Source organism: Brevundimonas sp. GW821-FHT12C05, assembly GCF_058807475.1.
The window spans coordinates 1-14,122 of the sequence record NZ_JBXAQS010000007.1 but is presented as its reverse complement, the minus strand read 5'-3'; the positions used below and the strand labels follow the sequence as shown (position 1 = coordinate 14,122).

Here is a 14,122-nt window from a genome sequence, read left to right as displayed (position 1 = left end):
GTCAGGATCCGGGGAGGATCAACGCGGGCTGTTGCCGGCGCCGTCGAAGGGGGTCGAGCCGGGGCCGCCGTCGATCGGCAGCTCGCGGTTCGGGCGGTTGACCGTGGCGGGCTCCGGCAGGCCGGGCGCGCGACCGTCGCGCATGCTGCGCTCGGTCTTCTTGGCGGGCGGGGCGTCCAGATCCGCCATGCGGCCGCAGGCCGAGGCGGAGACCGCGATCAGGGCGACGACGCCCGCGACAATAAGCTTCTTCATCCTGATCCCCTTACCCGAGACGCATTTTCCACTCGGCGACGCGCGTCCGGACCTGATCCGGCGCGGCGCCCCCGAAGCTTTGGCGACTGGCGCAGGAAGCCTCGGGCGTGAGCACCTTGTACACCCCTTCCGTCACGCCGGGATGCAGCTTCTGCAATTCTTCCAGCGGCAGTTGCGGCAGACCCACGCCCAAGGCCTCGGCGCGCTTGACCGCCGCGCCCGTGACGTGGTGCGCCTGGCGGAACGGCAGGTTCAGCTCGCGCACCAGCCAGTCGGCCAGATCGGTGGCGGTCGAGAAACCGGCGCCCGCGGCGGCGGCCATTCGTTCCGTGTTCGGAATCAGGGCCGCGACCATGGCCGTCATGGCGCCCAGCGCCAGGTCCAGCGCGTCGAACGCCTCGAACACCGGCGGCTTGTCCTCCTGCATGTCCTTGGAATAGGCCAGCGGCAGGCCCTTCATCACCGTCGACAGGGCGACGAAGGAGCCGATGATCCGCCCCGTCTTGGCGCGCACCAGCTCGGCGGCGTCGGGGTTGCGCTTTTGCGGCATGATCGACGAGCCGGTGGTCAGGTCGTCGGGCAGGCTGGCGAAGCCGAACATCGGCGTCATCCAGATCACGATCTCCTCGGCCAGCCGCGACAGGTGGCCGGCGGTGATCGAGGCCGCGGCCAGGCTTTCCAGCGCGAAGTCGCGATCGGAGACGGCGTCCAGGCTGTTCGCCATCGGCCGGTCGAAGCCCAGCTCCGAGGCGGTCATATGCCGGTCGATGGGGAAGGGCGATCCGGCCAGGGCGGCCGCGCCCAGCGGGTTCTCGTTCATGCGGGCGCGGGCGTCGGCGAAGCGCCAGGCGTCGCGCCCGAACATCTCGACATAGGCCATCAGGTGATGGCCCAGCGTCACCGGCTGGGCGGTCTGCAGGTGGGTGAAGCCGGGCATCAGGTCGCCGGCGTGCTGTTCGGCCCGGACCAGCAGGGCCTTCTGCAGGCCCTTCAGCTGCACCACCTGCCGGTCGCAGGCGTCGCGCACCCACAGGCGGAAGTCGGTCGCCACCTGGTCATTGCGGCTGCGCGCCGTGTGCAGACGGCCCGAGGGCTCGCCGATCAGTTCGGCCAGCCGGGCCTCCACATTCATGTGGATGTCCTCGAACTGGTCGCGGAACGGGAAGCTGCCGTTGCGGATCTCGGCCTCGATGGCGTCGAGCCCGCCCAGGATGGCGTCGGCGTCCGCCTGCTGAATGATTCCCTGCGCCGCCAGCATGCGGCAATGTGCGCGCGATCCGGCCAGGTCCTGGGCCCATAAACGCTGGTCCACGCCGATGGAGACGTTGATCGCCTGCATGATTTCGGCGGGTTTCGCCGAGAAGCGCCCACCCCACATGTCTTGACCTTTCGCGCCTTGGGGGGCTTTGGTCGCGGGATCGGAGGGCGTCTGGTCGGGCATGAAGATCTCGAAGGCGGTAATCGGCGTGGCGTCAAGCTTGCTGCTGATCGGAATGATCGGCGGGGCGGCGCTGCTATACGCCAAACCCGGCCTGATCGACAAAGCCGCAACGGCTGAACCGGCGGCGAAAAGCGAACTGGCCCGTTTCGCCACCGGCTCGATCGCCCGGCTGGAGACCCCGGCGGCGCTCGAAGCCGCCCCCGCCTACGTCTTCAAGACCCGCGACGGCGCCGATACGCGCCTGACCGATTTCCGCGGCAAGGTCGTGGTGGTCAATCTGTGGGCCATGTGGTGCGCGCCCTGCCGCACTGAGATGCCGACCCTGGCCCGGCTGGCCGAAAGCTACGTCGGCAAGGATGTGGTCGTCCTGCCGATCAACGTCGACGCCACGCCGGACGCCATCGCTGACGCCAAGAGCTTCATCGACGTGCACGAGCCGCTGCCGATGTACAGCGACCCCAAATTCCAGCTGCCCTTCGAACTGCCGGGCAAGGGCAAGATGCCCCAGACCGTCCTGCTGGACCGTGAGGGCCGGATCCGGGCGTATTTCTCGGGCGAGGCCGACTGGGCCAGCCCCGAAGCCAAGGCGCTGATCGACGCCCTGCTGGCGGAGCCGGCCTGATCGCCGGCTAGTGGGCCGGGGCCGGGGCGGGGACGCGCTGGTCCGTCGCCGGATCGACGGCGCCCGGACGGCCTTCCGCCGCCGCCTTCGCCTGGTTTTCCTCAAGCCTGTTCGCGGCCTGTCCGGCGACATTCTCGGTGGCCTGCGCTGCCTTCATGGCGCCGGATTCGATGACCTCGCCCGCCTGGGCGGCGGCGTCTCCGGCCTTCTCGCCGGCCGCCTCGGCGTCAGCCTGGGCGTCCTTCTGTTCCGCCTGCGTACAGGCCGCGGCGCCTAGAGACAGGGCGGCGACGGCGGTCAGGGCGGCGATACGAATGCGCATGGGATTTCCCCTTCAGCGTTGAACCTGAGCGGTTAACGCCGCGCCGCCCCGACCGGTTGCGCTAGCGGTTCACCCGCGCCTGGTTGGCGGCGTTGTAGCGGGCGCCGACGACCTGGATCGCCGACAGGGCGGTCTCGATCTCGGCAAGGTCGGCGGACGAAAGCTCGACGGCCACGGCGCCGAGGTTCTCGTCGAGGCGATGCAGCTTGGTCGTGCCCGGAATGGGGACGATCCACGGCTTTTGCGCCGACAGCCAGGCCAGGGCGATCTGGGCCGGGGTCGCGCCCTTCGAGGTGGCGATGGCGGTTACGGCTTCGACCAGTTTGGCGTTGGCCTGACGCGCTTCGGCGGCGAACCGGGGCACGGTGTTGCGGAAGTCGGACGTGTCGAACTCGGTGTCCGTTGTGATCGCCCCGGTCAGGAAGCCCTTGCCCAGCGGGCTGAACGGCACGAAGCCGATGCCCAGCTCCTCCAACGTCGGCAGGATCTCCGCCTCGGGCTCGCGCCACCACATCGAGTATTCGCTCTGCAGGGCCGCGACCGGCTGGACGGCGTGGGCCTTGCGGATCGTGGCGGCTCCGGCCTCGGACAGGCCGAAATGCTTGACCTTGCCCTCGGCGATCAGGTCGCGGACCGTGCCGGCCACGTCCTCGATCGGCACATTGGGATCGACGCGGTGCTGGTAGAACAGGTCGATCCGGTCGGTGCGCAACCGCTTCAGCGACGCCTCGGCCACGGCGCGGATATTCTCTGGCCGACTGTCCAGGCCGTCGGCGACCTTGCCGCCCAGGAAGCCGAATTTGGTGGCGATGACGAGCTGGTCGCGGACGGGCTCGAGCGCCTCGCCCAGCAGGTCCTCGTTGGTAAAGGGGCCATAGCATTCGGCCGTGTCGAAGAAGGTCACGCCGCGCTCGACCGCGCCGCGCAGCAGGGCGACGCCGTCCTTGCGCTCCACGGGCACGCCGAGGCCGAAACTGAGCCCCATGCAGCCGAGACCGAGGGCGGAGACCTCCAGACCGGAGGCTCCGAGAATACGGGTTTTCATGATGTCAGTCCTTGGGGAGGAAACGGGTCGCCGCACTCAGGCCGCGGGAGTTACCCGGCGGGCGCGTCCAGCGACGCCATGTCGATGACGAAGCGGTAGCGGACGTCGGACTTCTCCATCCGGTCGAAGGCGTGGTTGATCTCGTCCATGCGGATCATCTCGACGTCGGGAAGGATGCCCTTCTCGGCGCAGAAATCGAGCATCTCCTGGGTCTCGCGGATGCCGCCGATGGGCGAGCCCGAGACGCGGCGACGGGCCAGTAGCAGCGGCAGGGTCGACATCTCCTCCATCGGACCCAGCTGGCCGACGATGACCAGGGTCCCGTCGATGTCGAGCAGCGGCATGTAGGGGTTGAGGTCGTGCTTGACCGGCACGGTGTCGATGATCAGGTCCAGGCTGTTGGCCGCCGCCTTCATCGCCGCCTTGTCCGACGAGACGAGCAGTTCGTGCGCGCCGAGCGCCTTGGCGTCCGCTTCCTTGTCGGCCGTGCGGCTGAGGACGACGACATGGGCGCCGAGGCCCGCCGCCAGCTTGACCGCCATGTGGCCCAGGCCGCCCAGGCCGATGACGCCGACGCGGCTGCCTTCCTTCACGCCCCAGGTCTTCAGCGGCGACCAGGTAGTGATGCCGGCGCACAGCAGAGGCGCGGCCGCGGCCGGGTCCAGACCTTCCGGCATGCGCAGCACGAACTCCTCGCGCACGACCAGGGCCTTGGAGTAGCCGCCGTAGGTCGGCTCGCCCGTGATCCGGTCCTTGCCGTTGTAGGTCTGGGTGTTGCCGTGGCGGCAGAGCTGCTCCTCGCCCTTGTCGCACTGATCGCAGTGCTGGCAGCTGTCGACCATGCAGCCGACGGCGACGCGATCGCCTTCCTTGAACTTCTTCACGTCCGGGCCGACGGCGGTGACGACGCCGACGATCTCGTGGCCCGGCACGACCGGATAGGAGGACCAGCCCCAGTCGTTGCGCGCCTGGTGCAGGTCGGAGTGGCAGACGCCGCAGTACTGGATCTCCATCTGGACATCGTTGCCGCGCAGCTCGCGGCGGTCGAACTCCCACGGGGCCAGCGGCGAGGTCGTGGACTGGGCGGCGTAACCGATGGTCTTCATGGGTGATCTCTCAACAGCGGACACGGAACGGCGGCGCGCCGTCTCCGTCGATGACGGCAAAATAGGCCGCGCGGCCTCCGGCGATTAGACGGTAGGATCAGCATGAACCTATGAATGGAGTTCATCAATGAAGCGGGACGAACTGGGCGACCTGGCCGCCTTCATGGCCGTGGCCGAGGAGCGCAGCTTCACCAAGGCGGCCTCCCGGCTGGGCACGTCCCAATCCGCGCTCAGCCACACCGTCCGTCGGTTGGAGACCCGGCTGGGCCTGCGCCTGCTGCTGCGCACCACCCGCAGCGTCTCCCCCACCGAGGCGGGCGACCGCCTGCTGCAGACCCTGCGCCCCGCCTTCGCCGACATCGAGACCCGCATCGACGCCCTGGGCGAGCTGCGGGACAGGCCGGCGGGCACCATCCGCATCAACACCGGCGAACACGCGGCCCACAGCATCCTGTGGCCGGCCCTGAAGCGCTTCATGCCCCTGTATCCGGACGTGAAGGTCGAGATCACCACCGAGCTGGGCTACGCCGACATCGTCGAACGCCGCTTCGACGCCGGGGTCCGCCTGGGTGAGCAGGTGGCTCGCGACATGATCGCCGTCCCCATCGGCCCGGACGTCAACATGGTGGTCTGCGGCGCGCCGTCATGGTTCGCCACCCATCCGAAGCCGGCGACGCCGCACGACCTGAACGACCACGCCTGCATCAACCTGCGCCTGCCGACCCGCGGCGGCCTCTATGCCTGGGAGTTCGAAAAGGACGGCCGCCAGCTGAACGTCCGCGTCGACGGCCCCCTGATCTTCAACGACATGGCCCTGGTCCAGAAGGCGGCCGAGGCTGGCATGGGCCTAGCCTTCCTGATGGCCGATGTCGCCGCCCCCGTCATCGCCGAGGGCCGCCTGATCCCGGTGCTGGAGGACTGGCGTCCGCCCTTCCCGGGCTATCACCTCTATTATCCCAGCCGCCGCCAGCCGACCCCGGCCTTCACCCTGCTCGTTGAGGCGCTCAGGTATCGAGGATGAGCCGCCGCCGGCGGCTCATCTCTGGTGATGGGTGTCGGGACTCGCCTAGACGACGATCCGGACTTCGCCGGTCGCGGTCGCATACAGCCGCTTCACGCCGAGGCCGCCGCTAATCGCCGCCGCATTGTCGGCGAAGGTCGGTAGATCGGCCCAGATCCCGTCTGAGTCGATCACGGCGTAGTTTGCCGTGGCGTCCCGACTGGCGAAGGTGTGGGAAGCCCTCGTGTGAAGACTCGACGTAGAGCCGAGGCGGAGCGCGATGTCTCCGTTGGCCGCCCAGATGCGGTGCCAGGACGACCCGTCGGCGTCGGCGAACACGCGATTGAGGAACCGGTACTCCTTACCGAGGATGAAGTCGTTGCTGACGATGGAGTCCTTGTTGAACAGCGCGCCGTTCTGGCCATAGAACGAATAGTTCGAGACCGTGCCGTTCTGGGCGTTCGCATAGACCGCGATGTTCTGCCGGAGCACGCCCACGCCGCCAGGGCTGGTGAAGCGGCCGGCGATGGCCAGGTTGACGGTCGCGCCGACCGACTCAACCACGATCTCCCCGTCCACGCCGACCGCATTCTGGACGATCGCGGTGTCGGCCGAGCCATTTCCCTGGAATCCCGCGCGGCCTCGCACGCCGCATTGGGCCGCCAGTGTCCCGGCATGCTGATAGCCCGGGATGGCGACCGATGACGCCCAACCGATGACGCCCACCGCCTCGCCGCCGTCAGTCACCCCGACGGGGATGTTCCGGTAGGCGTTGGAAAGCGAGGCCGCCCAGCTCCTGTTGGCGCTGTTCGAGAGCACATTGGAGTGCACGACGAACAGGGTGCAGTCATTGTTGAGGTAGTCCGCCCCGGTCGCGCCCTCCCAGAAGGAGTTGATCCGCAGGCCGACGTTGTCGAAATTCTCGTTCTGGATATGCATCAGGCCGGGTTGGAACGGCGGCAGGGCATCGGCGCTGGTCATCACGACCCGCCCGCCGTCCAGCAGGAACGGGGTGGGTCCCTCGAACGTCTTGTTGGTCAGCGTGTCGACGGTGCTGCGGGTGATGTAGTCCAGCGTCCCCTGCAGAACATAGGCGGCGGAGACCTTCTTGTAGACCGTTCGGGCGCCGCCCTGGCTTTCGTCGGCCCAGACCTGCACCAGCTGATCCGCCGGCAGGCCGGCCAGAATGGCGTCCGCGGCGGCCTTGGTGGGGGTGTAGACGAACGGCCCGGTCAGGTCGGCATAGGCCAGCGTCTGATCGCGCGCCGTCTCCGCCTCATCGCGGTAGATCAGTCCCGCGGCGGTCTGGGCGATCGCGTCGGTCGCCGCGGCCGTGGCGGTGTCGGCGGCGGTCGTAGCGGTGTTCGCGGCGGTCGTGGCGGTGTCGGCGGCAGTCGTGGCGGCGCCGGCGGCGGTAGTAGCGGTGTCTGCGGCGGCCGTGGCGGTATCGGCGGCGGTCGTAGCGGTGTCGGCGGCAGCCGTGGCGGTGACGGTGGCGGCTGTGGCGGTGACGGCGGCGGCCGTGGCGGTGTCTGCGGCAGTCGTGGCGGTGTCAGCGGCGGTGGTGGCGGCGCCGGCGGCGGCCGTGGCGGTGACGGCGGCGGTCGAAGCGGTGTCTGCGGCAGTCGTGGCGGTGTCTGCGGCGGTCGAAGCCGTGTCGGCGGCGGTCGTGGCCTCGCCGGCAGCGGTCGTAGCGGTGTCAGCGGCGGTGGTGGCGGTGTCTGCGGCAGTCGTGGCGTCGCCGGCGGCGGTCGTGGCCGTGTCTGCGGCGGTCGAGGCGGCGCCGGCGGCGGTCGAAGCGGTGTCGGCGGCGGCCGTGGCGGTGTCTGCGGCGGCCGTAGCAGCGTCAGCGGCGGTCGTGGCCGTGTCTGCGGCGGCCGTGGCGATGTCAGCGGCGGCTGTGGCGGTGTCAGCGGCGGCGGCCGCGGTGGCGGACCAGGCTTCGATCAGTGGCAATGCGGTCAGAACGGTCGCCAGATCCGTCGCGAAGGACGAGGGGAGGGCCAGGGCGGTTATCGTCCAGGAGCCGGAGCCGGAGACGCCGGACTTGGCGTAGATGCCGTTATAGGCCGAGGTCGTGTCGTTATAGACGACCCCCAGCGTGTCGGCGTCGTGCGCCAGATCCGCGTACAGCAGATCACGCGTCGCCTTCTTGACCGTGATGGCGCCGTTGACGCCCAGGCTCGCCAAGGCCGCGTCGATGATGGCGAACACCGCTCCGCCTTCGACCCTGCTGTTCTCCAGCCACGCGTTGCCGGCCGTTGCGATCTCACCCATGCGAGCCTCCATCGATTTCAGATCTGGGGATGATAAGCTTCACCGTACGGCCGGGATAGACGTCATGTCGTCGGCGGTCCGGGCCCCGGCCGGAATTCGCATCGTTCCGCTGGGCGGCGACGGGGCGGATCAGGTGAACGGCGGGACGGACGTGGCGCGCAGCCTCGCCCGCTCCGTCCACGCTCCGGATGCCGAAAACCAATGTTGGGTGTAGGGTGGTGGCTGGAGGCGGGCTCGAACCGCCGACCTGTGGGTTATGAATCCACCGCTCTAACCAGCTGAGCTACCCAGCCCCAATTGACGAACCGTCACTCGAGTCCCGGCGGGAACTGGTTTGTCCGCCGGAGAAGAGGCGTGCCTATAGACACAGGCGGGGGCGGGATCAAGTCGCTCTCGAACGGGGCGATGCGCCACATAGTCGTGACGCCGGAAGCGGGGAACGGTAACGGTCGTGGCGCCGTTTCGCCGCCGATCGATTTTCCGGGAGTCCACCCATGCGCCTGCCCGCCCTCGCCGCCGCCGTTGCCGCCCTCACCCTCGCCGCCGCCTGCGGGGCCAACGGCCAGGACGAGCCCGCCACCGCCCGGGCCGGCGGCCCGCTGGAGACCCGTCCGGCCAACGGAGCGAGCCAGCAACCGGCCTTCCCCGGCCAGACCCGCGCCCCCGGCGTGCGCACCGAGGCGGCCCTGACCCACGCCGTTGTGGCCTCCGGGCTGGATCATCCGTGGGGCCTGGCCCTGCTGCCCGACGGCCGCTGGCTGGTGACCGAAAAGCCGGGCCGCCTGCGCATCATCACCGCCGAGGGTCAGGTGGGCGAACCGATCGCGGGCCTGCCCGCTGTCGATGCGCGCGGGCAGGGCGGTCTGCTCGACGTCGCCGTCGGCCCGACCTTCGGGCAGGACCGGCTGATCTACTGGAGCTACGCCGAGCCCCGTGAGGGCGGCAACGCCACCGCCGTGGCCCGCGGCCGCCTGTCGGATGACGGGACCCGCCTGGAGAATGTGCAGGTCATCTTCCACGCCTCGCCGACCTATGACGGAGACAAGCATTTCGGCTCGTCGCTGGCCTTCGCTCCGGACGGCAAGCTGTTCATCACCCTGGGCGAGCGCTCGGACAAGCCCATGCGGCCCCAGGCCCAGGATCTGGGTTCGCACATGGGCAAGACCATCCGCATCAACGCCGACGGGACCGTGCCGTCCGACAACCCGTTCGTCGGCCGCGAGGGCGCCCTGCCGGAGATCTGGTCGCTGGGCCATCGCAACATGCAGGGCGTCGCCATCGCCCCGAACGGCGACGTCTGGACGGTCGAGCACGGCACGCGAGGCGGCGACGAGATCAATCTGGACCGGGCGGGCGTGAACTACGGCTGGCCGGTCATCGCCTATGGCGTCGAATACGCGGGCGGGGCGATCAACGAGGGCGTCACCGCCCGCGAGGGGCTGGAACAGCCCGTCTACTACTGGGACCCGGTCATCGCGCCGGGGGGCATGACCTTCTACCAGGGCGCCATGTTCCCCGGCTGGCGAGGCAACCTGCTGGTCGCGGGCCTGAAGGAGAAGCGCATCTCGCGCCTGGTGCTCCAGAACAACCGCGTGGTCGGCGAGGAGTATCTGCTGACCGACCTGGGCGAGCGGGTTCGCGACGTGGCCGTGGGGCCGGACGGCGCCGTCTGGGCCATCACCGATGAGGCGAACGGCAAGCTGGTCCGGTTGTCGAAGCGCTAGACGGACGGCATCCGGAAGGTGAAGCGGGTCTCGGCCTCGTCCGAGGCCACGTCGATCCGGCCGCCGTGCGCCAGCGCGATCTGCGAGGCGATGTAGAGGCCCAGGCCCAGACCCTCGCGCACCTCGCCGGGCTTCAGCCGGCTGAACGGCTTGAACAGCTCGGCCCGCGCGCTGTCGGGGATGGGCGCCCCGGTGTTGGCGACGGACAGGACAAAGTCTTGATCGTCGATATCGGCTCGTACGGACACCGGACCCGACGGATCGCCGTGGCTCAGGGCGTTGCCCAGCAGGTTGGACAGCAGCTGGCCGATACGGTCCGGGTCGCAGGCCACGGCCCGGTCCAGCGCCAGCTCGGTCACGATCACGCGGCCCCCATGACCGGAGCGCAGTTCGCCGATCACCTGCTCCAGCACCGGCCGCATCTGCACCCGGCGTCGCGGCGCCACCGGCAGGCCGCCGCCCAGGCGGCCGCGGGCGAAATCCAGCACGTCGTTGATCAGCCGGCTCATGCGCTGACCGCTGTCCTGCATCTGATCGACGATGCCCAGGGCCCTGTCTGTCAGCGGCGTCTTCTTCAGCAGGGCCGCTCCCGCCTGGACGGCGGCCAGCGGGTTGCGCAGGTCGTGGCCCAGCACGGCGATGAATTGGTCGCGCAGTTCGGCGGCGTCGCGTTCGTCCAGCAGGGCGGCCTCGGACCGGGCCAACCGGTCCTCGGCGTCCATTTGCACCGAGATCAGCTGGGCGAACAGGCGGAAGGTCTCCACCGTCTCCGGCTTCGAGGCGTTGTGCGGGTTGGGGTCGATGGCGCACAGGGTGCCGAAGAAGCTGCCGTCCGACCGCATGATCGGCATGGAGATGTAGCTTTGCAGGCCATAGGTCCGGGGCGTGTGGTGGTCGGCGTACAGCGGGTTCTCGGCCGCGTGGTCGAAGACGATCACCTCGCGGCTGTCGCGGACCTCGTCGCACAGGGTGGTCTTCACGGGCAGTTCGCCGCCCACGCCAAGGCCGAAGCCGATCTCGTCGCGCACGGCGCAGGCGATCCAGCGATCCTCGGTGACCCGGGCCACGGCCGCATAGCCCATGCCCGTGATGCGGCAGCAGACCTCAAGGATGGACGGCACCGCGTCTATGCGCGCGATCGCGGCCGCCTCATCCAGCAGCGGGTCGTTCTGTACCCCGCCGGACATCGGTTCCACTGACATTTCCAAGTTATAGCCGCGCTATCGGGCGGCTGGCGAATCCGGTCTTCAGTCCCGAAGCAGCTCGTTCACCCCGGTCTTGGCCCGGGTCTGGGCGTCGACACGCTTGACGATGACGGCGCAGTACAGGCTGGGCCCGCCGTTCGGATCGGGCAGGCTTCCCGGCACGACCACCGAATAGGCCGGAACCTCGCCGCGGAAGACCTCTCCCGTCGCCCGGTCGACGATCTTGGTGGAGGCGGACAGGTAGACGCCCATGGCCAGGACGGCGCCCTCGCGCACGATCACGCCCTCGGCCACCTCGGCGCGGGCGCCGATGAAGCAACCGTCCTCGATGATGGTCGGACTGGCCTGCAGGGGCTCCAGCACCCCGCCGATGCCTGCGCCGCCGGACAGGTGCACATTCTTGCCGATCTGGGCGCAGGATCCGACCGTGGCCCAGGCGTCGACCATCGAGCCTTCATCGACATAGGCGCCGATGTTCACGAACGACGGCATCAGCACCACGTTCTTGCCGATGTAGGCGCCCTGACGGGCCACGGCGCCGGGCACGGCGCGGAAGCCGGCGGCCTCGAAATGGGCCTGGGTCCAGTGGGCCCATTTGACCGGGACCTTGTCCCAGTAGGGGCCCGGGGTCGGATCATTGACGCCCATGCTGGCCCCGACCGGCGCGCCCATGCGGACGTTCGGGTTCAGGCGGAAGGACAACAGAACGGCCTTCTTCAGCCATTGGTGGGTCGTCCAGACGCCGTCCTCGCCGCGCGAGGCGACGCGGGCTTCGCCCGAGTCGAGCAGGGCCAGGGCCTGTTCGACGGCGTGGCGGACCTCGCCGTGGGTGTTGACGGACACCTCGGCCCGGTCGTCCCAGGCGGCCTCGATGACGGCTTCCAGTCGGGCGCGGTCGGTCACAGGCGTGTCTCCTCAGGGAACAGGTCGGTCAGGAAGTCCAGCAGGTCGGGCGCGATACGGTCGATGTGCGGGCCCAGCGGACGGCCGTGACCGTCGCCGATCAGGACCGTGCGCATGCCCAGCGCCTTGCCCGGCTCCAGGTTCTTCGGCGTGTCCTCGAAGAAGGCCGCCATGGCCGGATCGATGTCGAACGCATCCAACAGCCGCCGGAAGGCGGCGGGGGCGGGCTTGGGCACCAGGTCCATGTCCTCGATGGCGAAGACGCCGTCGAAACAGCCGGTGACGCCGATGCGCGCCAGCACCCGGTCCGCATGGAAACGGGCGCCGTTGGTGAACACGAATTTCCGGCCCGGCAACCGGTCCAGCATCGCGGCCAGGGCCGGATTGGGCTCCAGCGAGTCCAGCGGCACGTCATGCACGTCACGCAGGAAGTGTTCGGGATCGACGGCGTAGTTGGCCATCAGCCCGGCCAGGCTGGTGCCGTACTCGTGCAGGAACGACTTCTGCAGGATCAGGGCCTCGTCCCGGGGCAGGCCGACGGCGTCGATGATGAAGGCGTTGATGCGCGCCTGCACCAGGGCCATCACCCCCTGTTCCCCTGGGTACAGGGTGTCGTCCATGTCGAAGATCCAGCTCCGGACGCCCGACCAGTCGTCGGCGGCCGGCGTGCGGGTCAGGGCCTCCGCGGCTTGGGTCACCCGGCTTTCACCAGGGTGCCGGCGCCGTATTCGGTGAACAGCTCGACCAGCATGGCGTGGGGGCGGCGCCCGTCCAGGATGACCACGGCCTCGACCCCCGCGCGCACGGCGGCCATGGCGGTCTGCAGCTTGGGGATCATGCCGCCGGTGGCGACACCCTCCTCGATCAGGCGCGAGGCGTCGCCGACGGTCATCTGGCGGATGATGTCGCCGTCCGCGCCCCTGACGCCGGGCACATCGGTCAGCAGCAGCATGCGCTTGGCCTTCAACTCGCCGGCGATGGCGCCGGCGATGGTGTCGGCGTTCACATTATAGGTCTGGCCGTCCTCGGCGACGCCGATGGGGGCGATGACGGGCACCCAGTCGTCGGTTTCCGAGGCGATCAGGCCCCGGATCAGCTTGGCGTCGACCTTGGTCGGGTCGCCGACGAAGCCGAGGTCGACCTCATGCTCGATCATGCTGTCCGGGTCGCGCTTCTTGCGCGAGGTCTTCTTGACGGTCAGCAGGCCCGCGTCCTTGCCCGACAGGCCGATGCCGCGCACGTCGGCTTCCTTGCCCGCCATGGTGATCCAGTGGGCGATTTCCTTGTTCACGGCGCCGGACAGGACCATCTCGGCCACCGCCATGGTGTCGGCGTCGGTGACGCGCAGGCCGTCGACGAAGTTCGACTTCACCCCGGCCTTGTCCAGCATGGCGCTGATCTGCGGTCCGCCGCCGTGCACCACGACGGGATTGACGCCCATGAGCTTCAGCAGGACCACGTCGGCGGCGAACTGCTTGGCCACGGCGGTTTCGCCCATGGCGTGGCCGCCGTACTTTATGACTACGGTCTCGCGGTCATAGACCTGGATATAGGGCAGGGCCTCCGCCAGCGTCTTCGCTGTGGCCCAGCCGCGTTCCTCGGATTGCCGTTCGGTCTCGTCCATCGTGAGCGGCTCCCTAAAGCCAAGCCCGCGGCCTGTCATCATGAAACCGGACCCGGCCCGGGCCGTTTCGCTCTTTATGAACGCGCATGAGATCGATGATCGTGACCTGACGCCGACCAGTCCGGTCGATCCGGCCTCGCTGCAGCACCCCGATGCGACCCTGTGTCCGGAGTGTCAGGGGGCGGGCGCGACGGCGACGGGCGAGACCTGTCCGGTGTGCGAAGGCACCGGAAAGGCCACCGGCCGCACCGGCGGCGGCTGAGCCGGAGCGCCCCCGGAAACCGCCCCGATGTGGTGAACTTTCAGGCGTGTAACTTGTCGGTCACGCTGAACATTGTTCTGTCACACCCCGTCTCGACCTCGGTCGAAGGGGCTGTTATGAAAGCTTAGCGGCGCTTTTTTCAACGCCGTACTGAATTCATCCTGGCTGCGGAGGGCATCCACCAATGCGCGTTAAGACTTTCATTCTGGCGTCGAGCGCCGCCGGGGCCCTCGCCCTGTCGGCCGGTGTCGCCGCGGCTGAGCCGAACGGTTGGTACGGGGCGATTGACGCCGGGTACCACACCATCGACGACCTTGAACTGACGTCGCAAAACAG

General features: G+C 69.0%; 14 protein-coding genes and 1 tRNA gene. 4 read left to right on the top strand and 11 right to left on the bottom strand.

The features are described from left to right. Nucleotides 1-18: 18 nt before the first annotated feature. Together AC1RRF_RS16515 and argH are read right to left on the bottom strand one after the other, a co-directional pair. The gene (locus AC1RRF_RS16515; RefSeq protein ID WP_492836509.1) at nucleotides 19-255 is read right to left on the bottom strand and encodes a lipoprotein; all 237 of its coding nucleotides are present in this window, start codon (nucleotides 253-255) and stop codon (nucleotides 19-21) included. A 10-nt stretch (nucleotides 256-265) separates the two neighbouring features. Next, a complete protein-coding gene (gene argH, locus AC1RRF_RS16510) occupies nucleotides 266-1,696 on the bottom strand; it encodes an argininosuccinate lyase (protein WP_492836507.1) in 1,431 nt (476 codons plus the stop codon). Between argH and AC1RRF_RS16505 the strand changes: the two genes are divergently transcribed. Beyond that, nucleotides 1,695-2,318: a TlpA family protein disulfide reductase gene (locus AC1RRF_RS16505; protein WP_492836505.1), complete on the top strand. Its 624-nt coding sequence runs from the start codon at nucleotides 1,695-1,697 to the stop codon at nucleotides 2,316-2,318. The two genes, argH and AC1RRF_RS16505, sit on opposite strands and share 2 nt — an antisense overlap. Nucleotides 2,319-2,325: 7 nt before the next feature. On the opposite strand, the gene AC1RRF_RS16500 is transcribed toward AC1RRF_RS16505, so the two are convergent. The 3 genes from AC1RRF_RS16500 to AC1RRF_RS16490 all read right to left on the bottom strand — a co-directional run bounded on the left by AC1RRF_RS16500 (nucleotide 2,326) and on the right by AC1RRF_RS16490 (nucleotide 4,791). Beyond that, nucleotides 2,326-2,640, bottom strand: a complete 315-nt coding sequence (locus AC1RRF_RS16500; RefSeq protein WP_492836503.1) for a hypothetical protein — start codon at nucleotides 2,638-2,640, stop codon at nucleotides 2,326-2,328. A gap of 61 nt (nucleotides 2,641-2,701) precedes the next feature. After that, nucleotides 2,702-3,685 (bottom strand): aldo/keto reductase, encoded by a 984-nt coding sequence (locus tag AC1RRF_RS16495; RefSeq protein WP_492836501.1) that lies wholly within the window; start codon nucleotides 3,683-3,685, stop codon nucleotides 2,702-2,704. Between the two features lie 50 nt (nucleotides 3,686-3,735). Continuing rightward, a complete protein-coding gene (locus AC1RRF_RS16490; protein ID WP_492836499.1) occupies nucleotides 3,736-4,791 on the bottom strand; it encodes an NAD(P)-dependent alcohol dehydrogenase in 1,056 nt (351 codons plus the stop codon). A gap of 127 nt (nucleotides 4,792-4,918) precedes the next feature. Between AC1RRF_RS16490 and AC1RRF_RS16485 the strand changes: the two genes are divergently transcribed. Continuing rightward, entirely contained in the window at nucleotides 4,919-5,812 is an 894-nt protein-coding gene (locus tag AC1RRF_RS16485) for a LysR family transcriptional regulator (protein ID WP_492836497.1), read from the top strand. Nucleotides 5,813-5,857: 45 nt separating this feature from the next. Here AC1RRF_RS16485 and AC1RRF_RS16480 read toward each other — a convergent pair whose 3' ends face one another. Together AC1RRF_RS16480 and AC1RRF_RS16475 are read right to left on the bottom strand one after the other, a co-directional pair. After that, nucleotides 5,858-8,068, bottom strand: a complete 2,211-nt coding sequence (locus AC1RRF_RS16480; RefSeq protein WP_492836495.1) for a hypothetical protein — start codon at nucleotides 8,066-8,068, stop codon at nucleotides 5,858-5,860. A 216-nt stretch (nucleotides 8,069-8,284) separates the two neighbouring features. Next, nucleotides 8,285-8,361 (bottom strand) — tRNA-Met (locus AC1RRF_RS16475). Between the two features lie 201 nt (nucleotides 8,362-8,562). Between AC1RRF_RS16475 and AC1RRF_RS16470 the strand changes: the two genes are divergently transcribed. Then, nucleotides 8,563-9,792: a PQQ-dependent sugar dehydrogenase gene (locus AC1RRF_RS16470; protein WP_492836493.1), complete on the top strand. Its 1,230-nt coding sequence runs from the start codon at nucleotides 8,563-8,565 to the stop codon at nucleotides 9,790-9,792. On the opposite strand, the gene AC1RRF_RS16465 is transcribed toward AC1RRF_RS16470, so the two are convergent. Genes AC1RRF_RS16465 through argB form a run of 4 tightly spaced genes read right to left on the bottom strand, consistent with a single transcriptional unit; the run spans nucleotide 9,789 to nucleotide 13,524 of the window. Further along, nucleotides 9,789-10,979 carry a GAF domain-containing sensor histidine kinase gene (locus AC1RRF_RS16465; protein WP_492836649.1) on the bottom strand — a complete coding sequence of 397 codons (1,191 nt, stop codon included), beginning with the start codon at nucleotides 10,977-10,979 and terminating at the stop codon, nucleotides 9,789-9,791. The genes AC1RRF_RS16470 and AC1RRF_RS16465 overlap by 4 nt on opposite strands. Nucleotides 10,980-11,039: 60 nt before the next feature. Beyond that, nucleotides 11,040-11,900 carry a 2,3,4,5-tetrahydropyridine-2,6-dicarboxylate N-succinyltransferase gene (dapD, locus tag AC1RRF_RS16460; RefSeq protein WP_492836491.1) on the bottom strand — a complete coding sequence of 287 codons (861 nt, stop codon included), beginning with the start codon at nucleotides 11,898-11,900 and terminating at the stop codon, nucleotides 11,040-11,042. Next, nucleotides 11,897-12,598 (bottom strand): pyrimidine 5'-nucleotidase, encoded by a 702-nt coding sequence (locus AC1RRF_RS16455; protein WP_492836489.1) that lies wholly within the window; start codon nucleotides 12,596-12,598, stop codon nucleotides 11,897-11,899. The genes dapD and AC1RRF_RS16455 overlap by 4 nt, the downstream gene beginning before the upstream one ends. Further along, on the bottom strand, nucleotides 12,595-13,524 hold the full coding sequence (gene argB / locus AC1RRF_RS16450) for an acetylglutamate kinase (RefSeq protein ID WP_492836487.1): 930 nt from the start codon (nucleotides 13,522-13,524) through the stop codon (nucleotides 12,595-12,597). Before argB ends, AC1RRF_RS16455 begins: the two co-directional genes overlap by 4 nt. A 76-nt stretch (nucleotides 13,525-13,600) precedes the next feature. Between argB and AC1RRF_RS16445 the strand changes: the two genes are divergently transcribed. Next, complete coding sequence (locus tag AC1RRF_RS16445; protein ID WP_492836485.1) at nucleotides 13,601-13,786, top strand: hypothetical protein; 186 nt, start codon at nucleotides 13,601-13,603, stop codon at nucleotides 13,784-13,786. Nucleotides 13,787-14,122 lie beyond the last annotated feature (336 nt).